This is a genomic window from Rothia mucilaginosa, from assembly GCF_901875305.1.
Classification (GTDB): Bacteria; Actinomycetota; Actinomycetes; order Actinomycetales; family Micrococcaceae; genus Rothia.
Window position 1 is genome coordinate 402146 of the sequence record NZ_CABFLY010000002.1, and the last position, 18944, is coordinate 421089.

At 61.6% G+C, this 18944-nt stretch carries 17 protein-coding genes; 11 read left to right on the top strand and 6 right to left on the bottom strand.

Annotated features, from left to right (window positions below):
* Positions 1-313: 313 nt before the first annotated feature.
* From JX292_RS03755 to JX292_RS03775, 5 genes are all read left to right on the top strand, one after another.
* The gene (locus JX292_RS03755; RefSeq protein WP_204861569.1) at positions 314-1273 is read left to right on the top strand and encodes an L-lactate dehydrogenase; all 960 of its coding nucleotides are present in this window, start codon (positions 314-316) and stop codon (positions 1271-1273) included.
* A gap of 144 nt (positions 1274-1417) precedes the next feature.
* Positions 1418-1696: a hypothetical protein gene (locus tag JX292_RS03760; RefSeq protein WP_204861570.1), complete on the top strand. Its 279-nt coding sequence runs from the start codon at positions 1418-1420 to the stop codon at positions 1694-1696.
* Between the two features lie 236 nt (positions 1697-1932).
* Positions 1933-2760 carry a DNA repair protein RecO gene (gene recO, locus JX292_RS03765; RefSeq protein ID WP_204861572.1) on the top strand — a complete coding sequence of 276 codons (828 nt, stop codon included), beginning with the start codon at positions 1933-1935 and terminating at the stop codon, positions 2758-2760.
* Between the two features lie 106 nt (positions 2761-2866).
* A complete protein-coding gene (locus tag JX292_RS03770) occupies positions 2867-3658 on the top strand; it encodes an isoprenyl transferase (RefSeq protein ID WP_204861575.1) in 792 nt (263 codons plus the stop codon).
* A gap of 94 nt (positions 3659-3752) precedes the next feature.
* Positions 3753-4841 (top strand): quinone-dependent dihydroorotate dehydrogenase, encoded by a 1089-nt coding sequence (locus tag JX292_RS03775; RefSeq protein ID WP_204861577.1) that lies wholly within the window; start codon positions 3753-3755, stop codon positions 4839-4841.
* Positions 4842-5036: 195 nt separating this feature from the next.
* Here JX292_RS03775 and JX292_RS03780 read toward each other — a convergent pair whose 3' ends face one another.
* Entirely contained in the window at positions 5037-5696 is a 660-nt protein-coding gene (locus JX292_RS03780; protein WP_204861580.1) for a DUF3043 domain-containing protein, read from the bottom strand.
* 116 nt (positions 5697-5812) lie between these two features.
* Between JX292_RS03780 and JX292_RS03785 the strand changes: the two genes are divergently transcribed.
* The 6 genes from JX292_RS03785 (at position 5813) to JX292_RS03810 (ending at position 11744) form a co-directional block, all read left to right on the top strand.
* On the top strand, positions 5813-7207 hold the full coding sequence (locus JX292_RS03785; RefSeq protein WP_204861582.1) for a dipeptidase: 1395 nt from the start codon (positions 5813-5815) through the stop codon (positions 7205-7207).
* Positions 7208-7582: 375 nt separating this feature from the next.
* The gene (locus JX292_RS03790; RefSeq protein ID WP_204861584.1) at positions 7583-7936 is read left to right on the top strand and encodes a HesB/IscA family protein; all 354 of its coding nucleotides are present in this window, start codon (positions 7583-7585) and stop codon (positions 7934-7936) included.
* A 114-nt stretch (positions 7937-8050) separates the two neighbouring features.
* Entirely contained in the window at positions 8051-9124 is a 1074-nt protein-coding gene (gene trpD, locus JX292_RS03795; RefSeq protein ID WP_204861586.1) for an anthranilate phosphoribosyltransferase, read from the top strand.
* Between the two features lie 565 nt (positions 9125-9689).
* Entirely contained in the window at positions 9690-10142 is a 453-nt protein-coding gene (locus JX292_RS03800) for an NfeD family protein (RefSeq protein WP_204861588.1), read from the top strand.
* 79 nt (positions 10143-10221) lie between these two features.
* The gene (locus JX292_RS03805) at positions 10222-11217 is read left to right on the top strand and encodes an SPFH domain-containing protein (protein WP_204861590.1); all 996 of its coding nucleotides are present in this window, start codon (positions 10222-10224) and stop codon (positions 11215-11217) included.
* Positions 11218-11405: 188 nt separating this feature from the next.
* Positions 11406-11744 carry an RNA polymerase-binding protein RbpA gene (locus tag JX292_RS03810; protein ID WP_049334184.1) on the top strand — a complete coding sequence of 113 codons (339 nt, stop codon included), beginning with the start codon at positions 11406-11408 and terminating at the stop codon, positions 11742-11744.
* A 206-nt stretch (positions 11745-11950) separates the two neighbouring features.
* Here JX292_RS03810 and JX292_RS03815 read toward each other — a convergent pair whose 3' ends face one another.
* The 5 genes from JX292_RS03815 to tatA form a co-directional block, all read right to left on the bottom strand.
* A complete protein-coding gene (locus JX292_RS03815; protein WP_204861592.1) occupies positions 11951-12688 on the bottom strand; it encodes a polyprenol monophosphomannose synthase in 738 nt (245 codons plus the stop codon).
* A gap of 125 nt (positions 12689-12813) precedes the next feature.
* Entirely contained in the window at positions 12814-14022 is a 1209-nt protein-coding gene (locus tag JX292_RS03820) for an amidohydrolase (protein WP_204861594.1), read from the bottom strand.
* A gap of 219 nt (positions 14023-14241) precedes the next feature.
* Positions 14242-17262 carry a DEAD/DEAH box helicase gene (locus JX292_RS03825; protein WP_204861596.1) on the bottom strand — a complete coding sequence of 1007 codons (3021 nt, stop codon included), beginning with the start codon at positions 17260-17262 and terminating at the stop codon, positions 14242-14244.
* 285 nt (positions 17263-17547) lie between these two features.
* Positions 17548-18429 (bottom strand): twin-arginine translocase subunit TatC, encoded by an 882-nt coding sequence (gene tatC, locus JX292_RS03830; RefSeq protein WP_204861598.1) that lies wholly within the window; start codon positions 18427-18429, stop codon positions 17548-17550.
* 121 nt (positions 18430-18550) lie between these two features.
* Complete coding sequence (gene tatA, locus JX292_RS03835; protein ID WP_049334189.1) at positions 18551-18802, bottom strand: Sec-independent protein translocase subunit TatA; 252 nt, start codon at positions 18800-18802, stop codon at positions 18551-18553.
* Positions 18803-18944 lie beyond the last annotated feature (142 nt).

Genomic DNA, 18944 nt, shown 5'->3' on the forward strand with positions numbered 1-18944 from the left:
ATTGGCAGGTGTGAGATTGCTCAAAAGGTCAGAACCGCATTATTTGGTTTTATGAGTGAAAAATATCCTTGCATCCTCATAAAGTCACTGCGACCCTTCAAAAAAGACAAATTAACCCAACACAAAACGCAAGTTCTTCGGCATAATAGAACATAACGGAGCGAGGCACCGGGCAACACCCCACCTCGGCCACACGTGCACCTCGCACGGTGCGCGGTGCGACAGAAACCCGAGGCACACACCCCGCTTCGTCACCCCGCGAGAAAACCCTCGCACAGCACAGATAACTCTCACGAAAAGAGGGCACACAGCAATGAACGGTGTCAACAACCCCACCAAGCTCGGCGTCATCGGTGCAGGTGGCGTCGGTAGCGCAACCGCCTACGCAGCTATGGTCCGCGGTTCCGCAGACGAAATCGTCCTGTACGACATCGACGGCAAGCGCGCACACGCAGAAGCACTGGACATCGCACACGGCGCAATGTTCGCTCACGAAGCAACCGTCACCGGTGGCGACGATATCGAACTGCTGCGCGACTGCGACATGGTCATCATCACCGCAGGTGCTCGCCAGAAGCCGGGCCAGCCCCGCCTCGAACTGGCAGGCGCTAACGTTGCAATCCTCGAGAAGCTGCTGCCGAACGTTCTGTCCGTAGCCCCCAACGCAATCATCATGCTCGTCACCAACCCCTGTGACGTTCTGACCGTTGTGGCTCAGAAGATTAGCGGCCTGCCTGCAGACCGCGTGCTCTCCTCCGGCACCGTTCTGGACTCCTCCCGCCTGCGTTGGCTGATTGCTAACAAGGCTGGTGTCTCCATCAAGAGCGTTCACGCAAACGTTGTTGGCGAGCACGGCGACTCCGAGTTCCCCGTCTGGTCCGCAGCAAACATCGGCATGGTTCCCCTGACCGAGTGGAAGCAGGACGGCAAGCTGCTGTTCACCGAAGAGGTCCGTGCAGAGCTGGCAACCGAAGCTATGCGCGCAGCCTACAAGGTGATTGAGGGCAAGGGCTCCACCAACTACGCAATCGGTATCTCCGGTGCACGTATCGCTGAGGCATTCCTCGGCGGCCAGAACGCAGTGCTGCCCGTCTCCACCACCATCGCAGGCGAGCTGTACGGTTTCAAGGACGTTGCACTGTCCCTGCCCACCATCGTGAACCGCGAGGGCATCCAGCGCGTGCTCGAGGTCCCCATGAACGAGGCTGAGCTGGCACAGCTGAAGGCATCCGCTGAGGCAATCCGCGCTTCGGCTGCATCGCTGGGCTTCTAAAAAACTAGACCCCGGCCATTGGCCCCCGAGCCCGCCGTATCCGTCACAGTACGTGACCGGATGCGGCGGGCTCAGTCTATAGAGGCCGGTAACGCATGACGGGTAGAAACACACCACCCCCTCGTAGGTAGTAGAATAAAGAGCATGAGCACTGATCCTCGCACTGAACTCACCCGCCTCCTCAACGCGCTGGAGGCCCACCTGTCCGCCGTGATTGAACGTAACGGCGAGCACGACCCTGCCGTCGATGAGGCCTACGTAGAAATCGCCAACGCCTTCGAAGCCTACGAAGACGCCCTCTTCGAAGCCTACGAAGAGGTCACCCCCCTGAGCGTGTACGGTGACGACGAGGAAGACGATCTCGAAGAAATCCTTGACGATGAAGACGACATCGAAGACGACGATATCGAGTACGAGGACTAGCACACCTCACCCATACGTTTAACGATTCGACCCCTGACCGCACCCCCGCGAGGTGATGCGGCAGGGGTCGAACCGTACCCGATGCACCCGCATACGGTGCGACGGACACTGTAGCCCGGACACCGCAGATACTGTACCCGCAGACGCCGCACGCACCCGTGGGGAACCACCACCGGGCATCCGCCAGAACCCGCAGAACAACAACCAACGAACAACTATCGAGAACGGAGACACCCGTGAGCGAACCCCGCACCTGGCGCGATGCCGCCCTCATCCTCCGCACTCAAAAACTCGGCGAGACCGACCGCATCATCATCATGCTCACCCGCGAGGGCGGCATAACCCACGCCGTCGCCAAGGCCGTACGCAAACCCACCTCCAAGTTCGGCGGACGACTCGAACCGTTCATGCACACCGACCTGTCCTTTAGCCGCGGCCGCACCAACCTGCACACCATCACCCAAGCCGCAACCCTGCACGCCTACACCGGCCCCATCATGGCCGACTACGCCGCGTACACCTGCGCCTCCACCATCGCCGAACTCGCCGAAGACCTCACCCAAAACAGCGCCGGAACCACCGAACTATACACGCTCACTCACGGGGCGTTCGCAACCCTAGCCCACGCGCAACACACCCCCCAGCGCGTGCTCACCCGCTACCTGGCCCGCGCCATGGACCGCTCCGGCTGGCCCCTCATCGGTGAACGATGCACCCGATGCGGCACCCCGCTCACACCCGAAGCCACAGCCCGGGAGGGTGCCGCGGAAGCCCTGGGCCGGTACCTTGCCTTCCACACCGCCCACACCTACGGCCAGTACACTATCCTATGCCCGAAGTGTGCCCCCGCCACCGATGCGCCCCTCGCCGCCCTCACGGCCGAGGACCTGGCCTACGCGCTCGCCACCACCAACCCCGACCCGAGCGCCTGGGAAACCATCGACGCTGCACCCGCCGGCACCGCCGATAAAATCCTTAAGCTCTACCTCGCCACCACCCAAAATCTACTGGAGCACCCTCTCAAAACCCTCGGGGCACTTGAGGCGGAGACCCCCGCAAAATAAACCCCGAGGCGCCCACCCATGCGCGCCGTGCCACGGTAAAATAGCTAACAGCATAACTCGGCAGACAACCCCGGGGGAGAACCCCCGCCTGGGAAGAAAGGCACACATGGCACGCACCCAGCCCGTACCCCCGCCCCCGCATCCCACCGGGGCGACCCCGCCTCCCATCCCGAAGAAGTTCATCCCTCAGCACGTCGCCGTCGTCATGGACGGCAACGGACGCTGGGCCAACGAACGCGGCCTGCCCCGCACCGAGGGCCACCGCGCCGGTGAAGCGGCCCTGCTGGATGTTGTTGCGGGCGCTATCGAAATGGGCATCCCGTACGTGACCGCCTACGCGTTCTCAACCGAAAACTGGAAGCGCTCACCCAGTGAGGTCGCGTTCATCATGCGTTTCTCCACAGAGGTGTTGCAGCGTCAGCTTGCAACCCTCAAGACCTGGGGTGTGCGCATCCGCTGGGCTGGCCGCCGACCCAAGCTGTGGAAGAGCGTCATCGAGGAGCTCGAGCTCTGCGAGCGCGAAACCATCGATAACACCGTCTGCACCCTCACCATGTGCGTGAACTACGGCGGCCGCGCCGAGATCGCCGATGCGGCGGCAGCCATCGCGGCGGATGCGGCAGCCGGCAAGCTCAAGCCCGGCAGTATCACCGAAAAGACCATCCAGAAGTACCTGGACGAGCCAGACCTGCCCGACGTTGACCTGTTCCTGCGTTCCTCCGGTGAACAGCGCATCTCGAACTTCCTGCTGTGGCAGAGCGCCTACGCCGAGTTCGTCTTCATGGATGTGCTCTGGCCCGACGTCGACCGCCGCACCCTCTGGGAGGCCGTCGAAGAGTACGCGCGCCGCGACCGCCGCTACGGGGGCGCAGTTGATGCCGTCACCACCGACGAGTAGGCCGAATACTCAGCCCCGGCGTTAGCGTCCCAACGCGGCGACCCGGTTCGCCGCCCCACAAACCACCCACACCCTCCAACACTAGGGAGAACAAATGCGCATCTACCCGACCTTCTTCAACATCTTCTTCAAGGGCATGGACCCCGAGAAGGCACACCACGTCGGCTTCTGGGGCGTTCAGACCCTGCGCAACGTCGGCATCACCCGCGCGCTGCGCAAGTACTTCCAGCCCGCACCCGAGCTGGCAACCACCGTTATGGGTATTACTTTCCCCTCGCCGTTCGGCCTGGCCGCAGGCTTCGACAAGGGCGGTAAGGGCATCGCCGCGCTGGCTGGTATCGGCTTCGGCCACGTCGAGATCGGTACTATTACCGGTCAGGCGCAGCCCGGCAACCCGCAGCCGCGCCTCTTCCGCCTCGTCGAAGATAAGGCGGTCATCAACCGCATGGGCTTCAACAACGACGGTGCCGCAGCGGCAGGCCCGCGCGTGGCCGCCGCCCGCGCAGACCTCGAAACCGAATACCGCGGCGCTGTACGCCCGGTCATCGGCGTGAACATCGGCAAGACCAAGGTCGTTGAGCTTGAGAACGCCATCGACGACTACCTGATCTCTACCCGCACCCTGGCACCGCAGGCGGACTACCTGGTCGTCAATGTCTCCTCCCCGAACACCCCCGGCCTGCGCACCCTGCAGGCCATCGAGTCGCTACGCCCGCTACTCACCGCCGTGCGCGAGGAAGCAGACCGAGTCAGCCCCAACCGCCACGTACCGCTGACCGTCAAGATCGCACCGGACCTGGTCGACGAGGACATCATCGAGGTGGCAGCCCTGGCTAAGGAGCTGAAGCTGGATGGCATCATCGCCACCAACACCACCATCACCCGTGAAGGCCTGGGCCTGACCAGCGACATGACCAAGGTCAAGGAAATCGGTGCCGGTGGCCTCTCCGGCGCACCACTGAAGCCCCGCTCCCTCGAGGTGCTGCGCCTGCTCAAGCGTGAAATTGGCGACGACCTCGCCATCATCTCCGTTGGCGGCGTAACCACCGCTGAAGATGTGCAGGAGCGCCTGGACGCTGGCGCTGACCTGGTGCAGGGCTACACCGCGTTCCTGTATGAGGGTCCGCTCTGGGCGGCACACATTAACCGTGGCCTGGTGAAGTTGCGCCGCGCTCGCCGCTAAAAGGTTCACGCCCCGCCGGGTAACCGGTATAGATGTTCAGAAGCCACATGTGTTTCGAAAAGCCACCAAAAACGTGGCTTTTCGAAACACATGTGGCTTCTCGCGCAAGAGGGTAAGAATTAGCGGGCATAAAAATAGGGGAGAGGCCCGAACCCTCAGGACCTCTCCCCAAGCACCTATACGGCACTTAACGACTTAGTGCGGGTACTCGCCGTACTTCACCATCGGAACCGGACGGCGCCAACGACGAACCATCATCACACGGTTAAAGGTGTACATACCACCACCGCGCTGAACCTCGCCAAACTTAGCAATCAGCTTCTTCTTCAGGCCACGCCACAGAATGAAGTAATCAATCACCCACAGCAACATCGCGGCGTACATCGCATACACAGAACCGTAATAAATCGAAACGCCAACCTCAGACGAACCCGAAATGCCCTGACCAATCCAGCCGCCAACCAGCAGAACCAGCAGAACAATCAGCATAAAATCACCCAGGTTACGGCGCGCATCCACATAATCGCGGATATAACGACGCTGCGGACCCTGATCCACAAGAGGCAAGAAACGCTGATCGCCGCCACGCAAAGCCTCATTCTGACGAATACGAAGCTTAGCGTTATCCTCACGCTCACGACGACGCAACTCAGCACGCGCCTCACGATCATTCGCAAACGCATGATCGTTACCGCCCACCAGCGGCTTACGACGAGCCGCCTCCCGCACCTTACGCGAAGGAGTCGGACGGCCCTTCTTCGGGGTGAACTTCGGATCAACCGGAGCCTGCGGCTCCTCTACAACCTGCGGCTGAGCAGCTTCAGTCTCAGCCTTCTCTTTCTTACGACCAAACACCCTCCCATCATACCCGAACGGCACACACCAAACCCGCCCCCCACAAGCGCACACCAGCAACTGAAACAACCCCAACCACCCGGCGGCGGCAGGTAAGGTGGGGGTAAGGTAGAAACATGACTACTGAATTCACCCACCACAGCGCCCTCCGCGACGCCGTCACCAAAAACTTCGAAGCAACCCTGCAGACCCTCACCGACCTCGTCGCCATTCCCTCCATCGCCTGGGAATCCCACGACCTCACCCAGGTCGACCGCAGCGCAGAAGCAGTCGCCGAACTCGCCCGCAAGGCCGGCTTCGACAACGCACGCATCGAACGCGCCACCTACACCACCGCCAACGGCGCCCAAAAGCAAGGCATGCCCGCCGTCATCGCCTCCCGCCCCGCCGCCGAAGGCTACCCCACCATCCTGCTCTACGCCCACCACGACGTACAGCCCGCCGGCAACCTCGACCTCTGGGACACCGAACCCTTCGTCGCCACCCGCAAGGGTGACCGCCTCTACGGCCGCGGCGCAGCAGACGACAAAGCAGGTATCCTCGTACACCTCGCCGCGCTCGCAGCCCTCAACGAAACCCTCGGCGACGACTTCAAACTCGGCGTGAAACTCTTCATCGAAGGCGAAGAAGAAGCAGGCTCGCCCTCCTTCACCTCCTTCCTCAACACCTACCGCGACGAACTATCCGCCGACTACATCGTCGTCGCAGACTCCGGCAACTGGCGCGCCGGCGTACCCGCACTCACCACCAGCCTGCGCGGCGTCGCATCCGGAGACATCGAAGTACGCGTCGGCAGCCACGCCATCCACTCCGGCATGTTCGGCGGCCCCATGCTCGACGCCCACACCCTCATGGCACAGCTACTGGCCACCCTGCACGACGCCACCGGCGCCGTAGCCGTCGAAGGCCTGCACCGCGCCCCCCAACCCGAACTCGAATACGCAGAAGCAGACTTCCGCAGTGACTCCGGCATCCTCGACTCCGTACCCCTGGCAGGTACCGGTAGCATTGCATCCCGCCTGTGGACCCAGCCGGCCATCTCCGTCATCGGCATGGACATCCCCTCCATCGCAACCTCCTCCAACACCCTCGCCGTCGTATCCCGCGCACGCATCAGCACCCGCCTCGCCCCCGGCGACACCCCCAAAAACGCACACCGCGCGCTCACCGAGCACGTCAAGGCCCACGCACCCCACGGCGCAGAGGTCAGCTACACCGCCGTCGACTCCGGTATGCCCTTCTCGACCGAAGTCGATGCAGACGGCGCACAGACCGCCCTCGACGCCATGCGCGCCGCCTGGGATCTGGAACCCGTACAGACCGGCATGGGCGGCTCCATCCCGTTCATCTCCGACCTGAAGGAGGTCTTCCCGCAAGCACAGATCCTCGTCACCGGTGTGGAAGACCCCGATACCCGCGCCCACAGTGCCAACGAGTCCCTCTACATCCCGGACTTCAAGAACGCAATCCTGGCGGAGGCACTGCTGCTCAGTGGCCTCGGCACCCGCTAGGCGCCGAAGAATCACCCCAACGCACCGCGGTGTGCCGGACACGCAACTAGCCCACCGGCGCACCGCAACGCGGTAGCACAGAATACGAGGCAGGGGAGTAGTCCCCCCCCCAACGGCTGGGTAACAAGGGCCGGGGACCTGTCCGCGGACCAACCAATGAGTCCCCGGACACCCTCCCCACCACCCCCGCCATAAATTCGGTATCCTAGAAGCAGAATTACCGTGAAAGCCCATACGCAAACGCTCACGCCCCCGGCGAACTACACACAACCCAGGTTGTCAAGAACTCACCCCGGCGCGTATCGTGAAGGCTAAAACGCCCGAAACACCGCACACGGCCAACACGGGCAATCAACACAACAAAGGACAACACCAATGAGTGAAACCACCACCGAACTGCCCACCCACGGCGTCACCCTCACCGAGGTCGCACAGGCCAAGGTCCGCGCACTCCTCGAACAGGAAGGCCGCAACGACCTGCGCCTGCGCATCGCCGTCCAGCCCGGCGGCTGCTCCGGCCTCATCTACCAGCTCTACTTCGACGAGCGCGTCCTCGACGGCGACGCAGTCCGCGACTTCGACGGCGTAGAGGTCATCGTCGACAAGATGAGCGCACCCTACCTCGACGGCTCCACCATCGACTTCGAAGACACCATCGAAAAGCAGGGCTTCTCCATCGACAACCCCAACGCAGCAGGCTCCTGCGCATGCGGTGACTCCTTCCACTAAACCGAAGACACCCCAGCGCTAAGCACCACCACAGTGCATCACGCCTAGTAAACCCCCGTCTCGCATACTGCACCCAACCGTGCAGATACGAGGCGGGGGTTTTACACTTAAAACATGACTACGCACGAAATCACCTGGAAATACATCCTCAACCAGCTCGTCAAGCACCAGAACCTCACCGACACCGAAGTCGCCTGGGCAATGGACCAAATCATGACCGGCCAAACCGAACAGCCGATCCTCGCATCCTTCCTCACCGCGCTGCACTCCAAGGGCGAAACCCCCGAAGAACTCGGCGCACTCGCAGCCGGCATGATCGCCAAAGCCGAAACCGTCGACATCGACCCCAACGCCGTAGACATCGTCGGCACCGGCGGAGACCAACAAAACACCGTCAACATCTCCACCATGGCCGCCCTCGTCATCGCAGGCACCGGCGCAACCGTCGTCAAGCACGGCAACCGCGCCTCCACCTCCAAATCAGGCTCCGCAGACGTCCTCGAAGCCCTCGGAATCCGCCTGGACATGCCCATTCCCGCCGTCGCCGAGTGCGCTCGCGAGACCGGCATCACCTTTCTATTTGCCATGACTTTCCACCCGGCCATGCGTCACGTGGGCCCGACCCGTCGCATGCTGGGTATTCCGACCGCGTTCAACTACCTGGGTCCCATGACCAACCCGGCTCGCGTGAAGTCCTCGGCTATCGGCGTGGCCAACCCGGTCATGGCTGAGAAGATGGCTTATGTCTTCGCCGAGCGCGGCGATCACGCCCTGATTTTCCGCGGCGATGACGGCCTGGACGAGCTGACCATCGCCACCACGAGCCGACTCTGGGAAGCCGCGGACGGCAAGTTGACCGAGTACCGTTTTGACCCGACCGAGTACGGCCTGCAGAACGCGCCGCTGGAGCAGCTGCGTGGTGGCGATGCCGAGTATAACGCGGGTGTGTTCCGCGCCATTTTGGCGGGGGAGGGGGAGTCCCCGAAGAGCCCGCTGCGCGCCGTTCACGATGCCGTGCTCATCAATGCGGCCGCCGGTCTGGTGGCCTACCGCCCGACCAACGGCGAGAGCTTTGAGGCACGCTTCACTAAAGCCCTGGCCGATGCGCGCGAATCCATTGCATCCGGTGCAGCGGAACACGTGCTCAACGCCTGGATTGAGTTCAGCGAGAAGCGCGCGGAGGGCTAGGGAACCAGCGACTAGAGGTGAGAGCCTCAGACGCTGATTTCAGAAGCTGAGCCGAGAAGGGCTAGGAGCTCTAAAGTCTGAAAGCACTAGACAAGGGCTCCAGACAAAAGCTCTAGAAATTGACGGCAGGCACCCGAGACGAACAGCGCACACCGAAAGGTGTGGGGGTCTCGGGTGCCTGCCGTTTAACGGAACGCACCGAAAGGCGTGAGCGGCGTAGAGTTCGAGTGCGTAGCTGAACGTCGAGAAAGCTGGGGCGCGCGGAGCGCTAACCCAAGGCGTAGAAAGCACCGGTGAGCAGCCGGTGGGGTAGTGAAAAATAGGTCTACTTTACATAATGTATATTATCGGCTTTTCTGAGGGGTCTAGAATGAACCCAAGATTCCCCATATCTAAATAAATTCTTAACAGTTCATGTATTAACCTCAGTCAGCCACCAGAACTGTCACCAACACACAATCCACCTGAAATAATGGATATACCCCGCATCACGATGGTGTCGCCGCCTCGTATGTAAACTCAACATCAACCATGCTGGTTTGATGTACACCAAAGGAGAAAACTCGTGGACTGGCTCTTTGAGACACCCTGGACACTCTGGGTTGCTCTCGCCCTCGTTTTTGCCGTCATAGAAATGCTCAGCCTTGACCTGTTCTTTCTCATGCTGGCGATCAGCGCAGGCATCACCGCAGCAATATCTCCCTTCGTGGATAATATGCTGATTCGAACCGTTATTTTCGTGGTAATCTGTCTGATTCTGGTTCTTGGTCTGCGCCCGCCACTGCTCAAGAAGCTCAATAAATCCGCCACCGGAGCTGTCACTAACGCCGAAGCACTCATTGGCTCTGAGGTGCGCATCACTCAAGATGTAACTAGTGAAACCGGTTTAGTGATACTAGCTGGCGACACCTGGACGGCGCGCACCGCCTCCGGAACGCTCACTGCAGGATCACACGCGAGGGTGCGAGCTATCGAGGGCGCTACCGCAATCGTAGAGCCTCTCCCCCACAACGCCTAAGGCCCATCTGAATACCGGCCCCAAAAGCAGGTTCAGATACCAAAAAACACACCATATAACTCACCGATAAGGAGAAACAATGCCTATCAGCCTCATTCTGACGGTCCTACTCATCCTCTTCGTGCTGACGATGCTCGCAAAGACCGTGCGAGTCATCCCGCAGGGACGAGCCGGCATCGTCGAACGACTGGGTAAGTTCCACGCCGTTCTCAACCCCGGCCTGCACATCGTCATCCCCGTGATTGACCGCGTGCTGCCCCTCATCGACCTGCGCGAACAGGTCGTTTCCTTCCCCTCGCAGTCCGTGATTACCGAAGATAACCTCGTGGTCGGCATCGACACCGTCGTGTACTTCCAGGTCACCGACCCTAAGGCTGCAACCTACGAAATCACCAACTACATTCGCGCCGTGGACGAGCTGACCAGCGCAACCCTGCGTAACGTCGTCGGTGGCCTGAACCTGGAGCAGACTCTCACATCCCGCGACCAGATCAACGCGGAGCTGCGAGGCGTGCTCGACTCCACCACCGGCCGCTGGGGCCTGCGCGTCTCCCGCGTGGACATCAAGGAAATCCAGCCCCCGGCATCCATTCAGGACTCCATGGAGAAGCAGATGCGCGCAGAGCGTGACCGCCGCGCCGCAATCTTGACCGCAGAAGGCCAGAAGCAGTCCGACATTCTGACCGCAGAAGGTGAATCCCGTGCAGCCATCCTGCGTGCAGAGGGTGAAAAGCAGGCGCAGATCCTTCGTGCAGAAGGTGACGCACAGTCCGCAATCCTGCGCGCAAACGGTGAAGCCGAAGCCGTGCAGAAGGTCTTCGCTGCCATCCATGAATCCAACCCCAGCCAGCAGCTGCTCACCTACCAGTACCTGCAGACCCTGCCCAAGCTCGCCGAAGGCGACGCCAACAAGCTCTGGTTCATCCCGACTGAACTCGGCGATGCACTGCGCGGCCTGGGCAACGCATTCGGCACCCTGCCCGCATCCGACCTGGCGGATGCACCTGCAAAGTCCTCCGCATCGGCCCCCAAGAGCGCAGCGCAGGCACCCGGAAGCTACGGCATCAACGGCTAAACGTGAAAACTAACGCGTAAAAGGCGTGAATCACCAAAAATCACGCAGAATAACACCACCACGCTGGGCGGGTGGAGGCTATTACCGATATAATGGATGTTTTGTAAACGTTCGAGGGAATAGCTCTCCCCCGCCCAACGTTATACCTGAAGCGCCGCCCGGCGCACACGACGGACACTGGAGGAAAAATGAGCGATCGTAGCCTGCGCGGTATGCGCCTGGGTTCCCAGTCGATGGAAACCGAATCGAACGTGCAGCCGGCACCCCGCCAGCGCGTCGAGTACCGCACCGCAGACGGTGACCGTGTTTTCGTGACCTTCGCAGCCGAGGCAGAAATTCCCCCGGTCTGGACCGCAAAGTCCGGCAAGGAGGCCTTCCTAGTCAACGGTGATTCCACCGCCAACGCCGAGGATGAGAAGCCCGCACGTACCCACTGGGACATGCTCATGGAGCGTCGCAGCATTGAGGAGCTGGAGAAGACTCTGGAGGAGCGCCTGGAGTACTACCGCAACCACTTCGCGGTCTAAGGAACGTCTAGACACGTCAAGGGGGTCTTTCAGCGGCATTGAGCCGTTGAAAGACCCCCTTTGCGTAACCCGGGGTAGCTCCGGTCTGCCGGATGTGTGAGAGGCGTTGGGATACTCAGCGGATTCCGGCAGAAAGGGGCCGGGGCAGATGCTTGCAATACGCATCCGCCCCGGCCCCTCACGTGAGGTTGGGTCATGACCCGGGACTACTTCTTGCCCAGGGCCTTCTTCAGCTTCTCCGCGTGGCTCTTCAGGCCCCAGCGGGTCACCTTCGACATCGAGTCAAAGATGATGTTGCCGTCCATCTTCGACGCACCCACCTCGCGCTCAACGAAGGTGATGGGCACCTCGACAATCTTCAAGCCAGCCTGTTCAGAACGCCACGCCAAATCTACCTGGAACACGTAGCCCTTCGAATCAATGCCGTCCAAGTTCAGGCGCTGCAGAGCCTCGCGGCGGTACGCGCGGAAACCGGCGGTAATGTCCTTGATGGAGGTGCCCAGCACCATGCGGGTGTACAGGTTAGCGCCGCGCGAGAGAATCTGACGGTGGACCGGCCAATTCTTCGTCTTGCCGCCCGGCACGTAACGCGAGCCGATGGCCAGGTCAGCGCCCGCCTCAACGGCGCGCACCAGGGAGGGCAACTGCTCGGGCTGGTGGGAACAATCAGCGTCCATCTCAATCAGGACCTCGTAGCCTGCCTCGAGGCCCCAATCAAAGCCCGCAAGGTATGCACCGCCCAGACCGTCCTTAACGGTGCGGTGTAGAACGTGAATCTGAGGGTCCTTTGCGGAGAGGTCATCAGCAATCTGGCCGGTGCCGTCGGGGCTGTTATCATCCACCACGAGAATATCTACCTCAGGAGCTGCCTTGCGGAGACGCTCCACCACAACCGGTAGGTTCTCCTTTTCGTTATACGTCGGGATGACAGTCAGAACGCGCATAATACTCTCTCACATATGTGCATATAAAACGGGTAGGGTAGATGTCCAGTATACCGGGTAAATATCTGGGTGGATGAACTATCTATAGCCTTTTATCCTGAAAAAAGCCGCTGACAAGCTAAAAATTATTTACTTTCAGTGTAAATAGACTCGAGGATAGGTAGAGGCGAGTCGTCATCCAGGACCGGAAGCAACGGAATCCGGGCGCGCGGGTCAGTACTCCACGAAGCAACGCGCGAATCCGGAGCCTGCACCATTAGCGCCTCCACACGCCAACGCGTCACGAAAGCCGGGGTATCCGGCGCCAACTGGCCCATAAACGGGTTCTCCTCATGCGCCAGACGGTACACGCCGCGAGTCAACGCCGCGAACGCGCTACGCGCAGACACGCCGTGCTCATCATTCACCAGCGCGCGCACCAGGGCCCACGCGCCCGGCGCAAACAGCTGAGTATCGGAACCCAACGCAATCGAGGTGCCCGCAGCATTCGCACGGCGCGCAACCGAAGCCACTGACTCGCGGCCCTCTCCCCCGGCGGCCAGCGTAGCCAGCGCCTGCACGGCCTCATCGGCCTTGTCAGACTCCGGCTCGCACACGCTCAAACCCAGATGCACGCGGCCCTCGGCAAGCTTCTGCAACCACTCATCGCTGATGGGATCCTGGGCCGTGCTGTATGCCGCATCCAGGCGAATCGGAAGCCACGGGCGCTCCCCGCGAATCGACAGGGCGACCTCAGCGGCGGCGGCAAAACCTTCGGAAGCATCAATCGACAGGACCAGCGCGGCGTCCTCAGCCACCTGGGCGTATCGCTCGGCCAGCCCCGCGGGAACGTGGATGCCCGTCAGCGACAGACCCGGCAACGCGCGCGGGCCCTCGGTCAGCGGACGCAACGCCTTAATCGCGCTCACCAGCTCCTCAAGGTCGACGCCCGTCCGCCCACGGCCCTCAACCCGCGGGCCCGAAGCATCAAGAATCAGGCGGATATCCGCCGGACCGTGCTCCTCAATGTTGTGACGCAGGGCCGACACCAGATCCGCAGCATCATCCATAGAAGCCAGCAGAGTGTGAGTGTGATAACCCACGGCACGGTAGATATCCAAGTACTCGAGAATCTCGACAGGCTCCTTACCGCCCACCGGCGCTAGGGCGCGAGCAAAAGCGGGCGTCAGCAGGGCACCCTCGAGCTCCACCACCTCGGTGGACTCATCGGCAATCGAATGAGCACCCGCATCAGAACCAACCCAGCGAACGACACCGTCCTCCGTCAAAAGGGCTGTGGCATAGGGGTCGACAGGGCTGTACACGCTACCGTCCACAAAAATACGGGTGGCCATCGTTAATCCTTTCGCCATTGTGGTGCACCGAAAGTGCACACTACAGCGGACGCCTCAATTGTGCCCGCACAGCTCACCTGAGCATCTTCTTTGAGTATAGAAGTACCCCCGCAACTGCGGTAGTTCGTGCGCCCTTAGATGATGCAGAAAGAGACGCAGTAGCGGGGGTAAACTCCACGCTGGAAGGCCACAAGATAGAGCGCCGACAGGTAAGGTAGGCTAGACGTCCAGAGCCACAACGCCGCGGCGCACCGCCTCGATGGCCTCCTCACAGCGAGCGCGGATGACCGGGTCCAGTGAGCGGATGTGCGCGATTTGGTCTAGGGCGTCCAGTACCTGCTTGGCCCAGCGTACGAAGTCGCCGGCGGCGAGGCCGGTGTCTTCGATTGCTTTTGCGAGGTGGGCGCCGTTTGCCCAGGCGTACATGGGTTCGACCAGGCCGAAGTCACAGGCGGGGGTCAGGTCAACCTTGAATTGCTCTTCTAAAGCGTTGAGGTCGGCGAGGCGCTGCGTGATGGTGGCGATGGGTGCACGCAGGGACGGGTGCGGGTAGTGTGCCAGGTATTCTACCGCGTCGCGTTTGCCCTGGTAGGTTAGCGCGGCGACGGTTGCCGCAATGGCGGCGGGCTCCAGTCCGTCGAGGAAGTGCGCGTCCAGGCACAGGGCGGTCAGTAGGTCGCGTTCGCCGTAGATGCGGCGTAGGGCCTGGCCGTCGGTGGTTAGCGATAGTTCGTTGTCTTCGGTGCGTTCGACGTAGCCGTAGCTTTCCAGCAGGCGTGCGATGCGGTTGAAGACCTGCGCGATTGTGTTGGTGCGGCGGGCAATCTGACGGCGCAACCCTTCGGTCTCAGAGTTGAGCTTCTGCCAGCGCTCGGCCCAACGCATGTGGTTCGCGCGGTCCGAGCAACCGTGGCACGGGTGGTTACGTAGCTGAGCTTGCAGAGCCTCCAGCTGCGCGTCAATGCTGTTCTGGCGTGCCGGGATGTTCTGCTGTGCGAGCGCGCGGGGGGCGCGGCCGTCGTAGAGTGCCTGGCGCATGCGGCTTGCGGTGTCGCGGCGTTCCTTGGGGGTTTTGAGGCTCAGTCGCTTGGGGATTTTGATGCGGGAGACCGGTTCGATGGCGCCTTCGAAATCGCGGGTTGAGGCGGTGCGCTGGTGCGCGTCCTCGGTGACGATGCCGATGCGCGGGTCGGCGTGCGAATCGGAGCGGGTGATGACGACTGCGTAGCCGCGGGAGCGGCCGTGCGGAATGTAGATGATGTCGCCGGGCAACAGCTGTTGGATGCTGTGGTGTGCCTGCGCGCGGGCGTGGCGTTCGTTGCTCTTGGACGCCTCCTTTTCTAGTTCGGCGATGTGGCGGCTGAGCTGTACGTATTCGGTGAAGTCGCCCAGGTGGCAGGCCATTGCTTCGCGGTAGCCTTCTAGGGCGTTCTCGTTTTTGCGTACGCGGGAGGCGACGCCCACGACCGACTTGTCGGCCTGGAACTGTGCGAAAGAGGATTCCAGGATTTTGCGGGTGCGTTCGGCGCCGTAGGAGGCAATCAGGTTTGCCGCCATGTTGTAGGTGGGGCGGAATGAGGAGTTCAGCGGGTAGGTGCGGGTGGAGGCGAGGGTTGCCACGTGTTCTGGGGAGAGCCCGGGGCGCCACATGACGACCGTGTGGCCTTCGATGTCGATGCCTCGGCGGCCGGCGCGTCCGGTCAGCTGGGTGTATTCGCCGGGGGTGATGTCTACGTGGGATTCGCCGTTGTATTTGGTGAGCTTTTCCAGGATGACGGTGCGTGCGGGCATGTTGATGCCCAGCGCGAGGGTTTCGGTGGCGAAGACGAGCTTGATCAGGCCCTGCGCGAAGAGGGTTTCCACAACCTCCTTGAACAGGGGCAGTAGGCCGGCGTGGTGTGCTGCGATGCCGCGTACCAGGCCGTCGCGCCATTCGTAGTAGCCGAGGGTGTTTAGGTCGCGGGTGTCCAGGTGAGCGGTTGCTTCCGCGATGTAGGCGCGGATGGTTTGCTGCTGTTCGGGGGTGGTCAGTGTGATGTCGGCGGATACGCAGTGGCTGACCGCGCCGTCGCAACCGGCGCGGGAGAAGATAAAGCAAATAGCGGGCAGTAGGCCCTGCTTGTCGAGGGCGCGCACCATTTCGGGGCGGGTGATGCGCTGGGGGCGTAGCGAGGCCTGCTCGCCGCGCTCGCCGTCTGAATAGCGGCGGGAATGATTCGAACGGCCGCGCTCGCCGCTGCTGAACGTCTCATTCAGCCAGCCTTCACGGCGGTGACGGAAACGTTCACGCTTGCCGCCGTAGCGTCCACGGCTCGGTGCGGAACGGAAGCCGGGGCGTAGTGCCTTCAGCTGCGGGTTCAGGCGCAGACCGGCAAGCAGAGGGTTAGTATCTGCCTCTACGGTTGCGCCGCGCTGCTTAGCTTTCTGTGCTTTCTTTGCTTGCTTGCGGGAGAGTTTCTCCTCCGGCTCCTGGGCGTGGTTCTTGCCGTTTGCGGAGTTGTCCTCGGGTACGAACAGGTCTACCACGCGGTGGCCGACCATCATGTGCTGCCACAGGGGCACCGGACGGTGCTCGGAGACAATAACGTCCGTGCCGCCGCGCACCGTATCCAGCCACGCGCCGAACTCCTCAACGTTCGACACCGTTGCCGACAGGGAGATGACGTTCACGTGCTCGGGAAGGTGAATAATCGCCTCTTCCCACACCGCGCCACGGAAACGGTCTGCGAGGTAGTGTACCTCATCCATGACCACGTAGCCCAGACCGGTCAGCGTGGTCGAGTTGGCGTAGAGCATGTTGCGTAGCACCTCGGTGGTCATCACGACCACGGGTGCTTCCGTGTTGATGCTCGTATCGCCGGTCAGCAGACCCACGTAATCCTCGCCGTACGCGCGTACAAAGTCGTGGTACTTCTGGTTGCTCAGGGCCTTAATGGGGGTCGTGTAGAACGCCTTCATGCCGCGGCGTAGCGCCAGGTAGATGCCGAACTCGCCCACGATGGTTTTGCCCGCGCCCGTGGGGGCCGCCACGAGCACGGAGCGGTCCGCCTCCACCGCAGCACACGCCTGACGCTGGAAATCATCCAGCGGAAAGTCTAGGGATGCTTCAAAAGTTCCGAGCGCGGTCTTTGCGTAGGCGGTGCGCTCTCGGGACGCGGCATACGCGGCGGCGTAGTCGGTGCCGGTCTGCTCATCGGAGGGGTTTGCGTCAGATGCGTGCTGTGCGTGGTGCTTAGTCATGGTACATCCAGTGTAGCGGCTGGCCTGCCGGCACTCGGCCCGAAGCGGCGGCTACCGGCCGATATCAGGTACGGGCGAACACATAGGTGAAAACACGGGTTGCACGCGGCGGCTCGAGCCCGGCCGCGAGCGCATCCGGCGCGTCTTCTGGGCTTTGGGGTCTCGGGCTTTGGGATCTTCCGGCCGGTGCGTGCTGGCGGGTATGCGAAAGGGCGGGGCGCAGAAATGAATCTGTGCCCCGCCCTTTCGGTGAGTACCCGTGAGGTGGTGTTCCGTCAGGAACGTTTAGGAGGTTTTTTCTTCGTCGAAGTAGCCCATCTTGGCAAGGTCTTCGGCGCTGGTTGCGGTGTTCAGGGTTGCTTCGTCTGCGCCCTGCGCCAGCTTGGCGAGCTTGCGGTCGCGGCGCTTGTCGTTGAACATGCAGATGAGAATTGCCGCGAAGAAGAAGATGAGTAGCGGCGCCATGAGCACGAACATCATCATGATGTCGCTACCGGGTGCGGTCAGTGCCGCGATGACTGCGACGAGGACGACGACCCAGCGCCAGGACTTCAGGATGGTCTTGCCTCGAATCAGGCCGAGCATGTTGATGCCGACGAGAATCACGGGGATGATGAAGGCGCAGGAGAAGGTGACAACGAACTTCAGGATGAAGGAGATGTACACGCCGGCGTCAATGTAGTTACTTTCGTGGACGGGGGTGAACTTCAGCAGTGCGTAGACGACGCCGGGGAGGGTGAAGTAGGAGATTGCGACACCGCAGGCGAATGCGAAGATGGCTGCGGTGAGGAAGCCTGCGAGGTACTTCTTCTCTTTGGTGTGCAGTGCCGGTAGCAGGAATCGTAGCGCCTGGTACAGCCAGACGGGCGATGCGATGACCAGGCCGATGTACATGCCGACCTTGAGTAGCTGGTCAAAAGGAGACGCAACGGAACCGTAGTTCAGGTTGGCGTTGCGGCCGGTTTCTGCATTGATATGCTGCAAGGGCGCGGAGATCATTTCGATGAAGGGCTGGTAGAGGAAGACCGTGCCGATAATGGCTGCGATGATGGTCGCGATGGCTGCTTTGATGAAGCGGTCGCGAAATTCGCGTAGGTGTTCCTTGAGCTCCATGCGCGCTTCAGGGTTGAGTTTGCGGTTGCGCACGTCCTGGTCGGGTGTTGCCACGGGGTGTCCTCTGGGTGTCTGTGCCTACGGTGGGCTGAGGGGGTTTGGGGGTGGTGCCGCAAAACCCGTGCCGGCCGGTGGGCGGGCACGGGTTCGGGGCGTGGTGTGTTGAGACCGTTGGTTACTTGGTTTCGGTCTTGCCGTTGTCTACGACCTCGCCGGTAACGACCTCTTCACCGTTCTCTGCCTTGGTGGCGTCCTTCTTGGGGTCGCTCTTAGCGTCGTTCTTGAGGCCTTCGACCTCGGTCTTGAAGATGCGCATGGACTGGCCGAGGCTACGTGCCATGCCGGGGAGCTTGGGGGCGCCGAAGAGCAGGACGACGAGGAGGATGACGACGATGATGGTTGCCGGGTGGCTGAAAATCTGGCCCATGATGTGCCTTTCTGGTTAGAGCAGGTCTCCGATGTTTTGAGGTTGGCCGAGTCGATCTCGTCGGGAGACCCGTCGCTTGATCCGCTCAGACCTGCGTTCCTGTTTGCCTTGTTCGTAGTTATTGTATGCCTCAGTGATGGGT

Coding starts and splice junctions, on each gene's coding strand:
- JX292_RS03770 (WP_204861575.1), top strand. CDS start 2,867: ATGGCACGCACCCAGCCCGTACCCCCGCCCCCGCATCCCACCGGGGCG.
- JX292_RS03755 (WP_204861569.1), top strand. CDS start 314: ATGAACGGTGTCAACAACCCCACCAAGCTCGGCGTCATCGGTGCAGGT.
- JX292_RS03785 (WP_204861582.1), top strand. CDS start 5,813: ATGACTACTGAATTCACCCACCACAGCGCCCTCCGCGACGCCGTCACC.
- JX292_RS03790 (WP_204861584.1), top strand. CDS start 7,583: ATGAGTGAAACCACCACCGAACTGCCCACCCACGGCGTCACCCTCACC.
- JX292_RS03775 (WP_204861577.1), top strand. CDS start 3,753: ATGCGCATCTACCCGACCTTCTTCAACATCTTCTTCAAGGGCATGGAC.
- trpD (WP_204861586.1), top strand. CDS start 8,051: ATGACTACGCACGAAATCACCTGGAAATACATCCTCAACCAGCTCGTC.
- tatA (WP_049334189.1), bottom strand. CDS start 18,802: ATGGGCCAGATTTTCAGCCACCCGGCAACCATCATCGTCGTCATCCTC.
- JX292_RS03805 (WP_204861590.1), top strand. CDS start 10,222: ATGCCTATCAGCCTCATTCTGACGGTCCTACTCATCCTCTTCGTGCTG.
- JX292_RS03810 (WP_049334184.1), top strand. CDS start 11,406: ATGAGCGATCGTAGCCTGCGCGGTATGCGCCTGGGTTCCCAGTCGATG.
- JX292_RS03820 (WP_204861594.1), bottom strand. CDS start 14,022: ATGGCCACCCGTATTTTTGTGGACGGTAGCGTGTACAGCCCTGTCGAC.
- JX292_RS03825 (WP_204861596.1), bottom strand. CDS start 17,262: ATGACTAAGCACCACGCACAGCACGCATCTGACGCAAACCCCTCCGAT.
- JX292_RS03760 (WP_204861570.1), top strand. CDS start 1,418: ATGAGCACTGATCCTCGCACTGAACTCACCCGCCTCCTCAACGCGCTG.
- JX292_RS03815 (WP_204861592.1), bottom strand. CDS start 12,688: ATGCGCGTTCTGACTGTCATCCCGACGTATAACGAAAAGGAGAACCTA.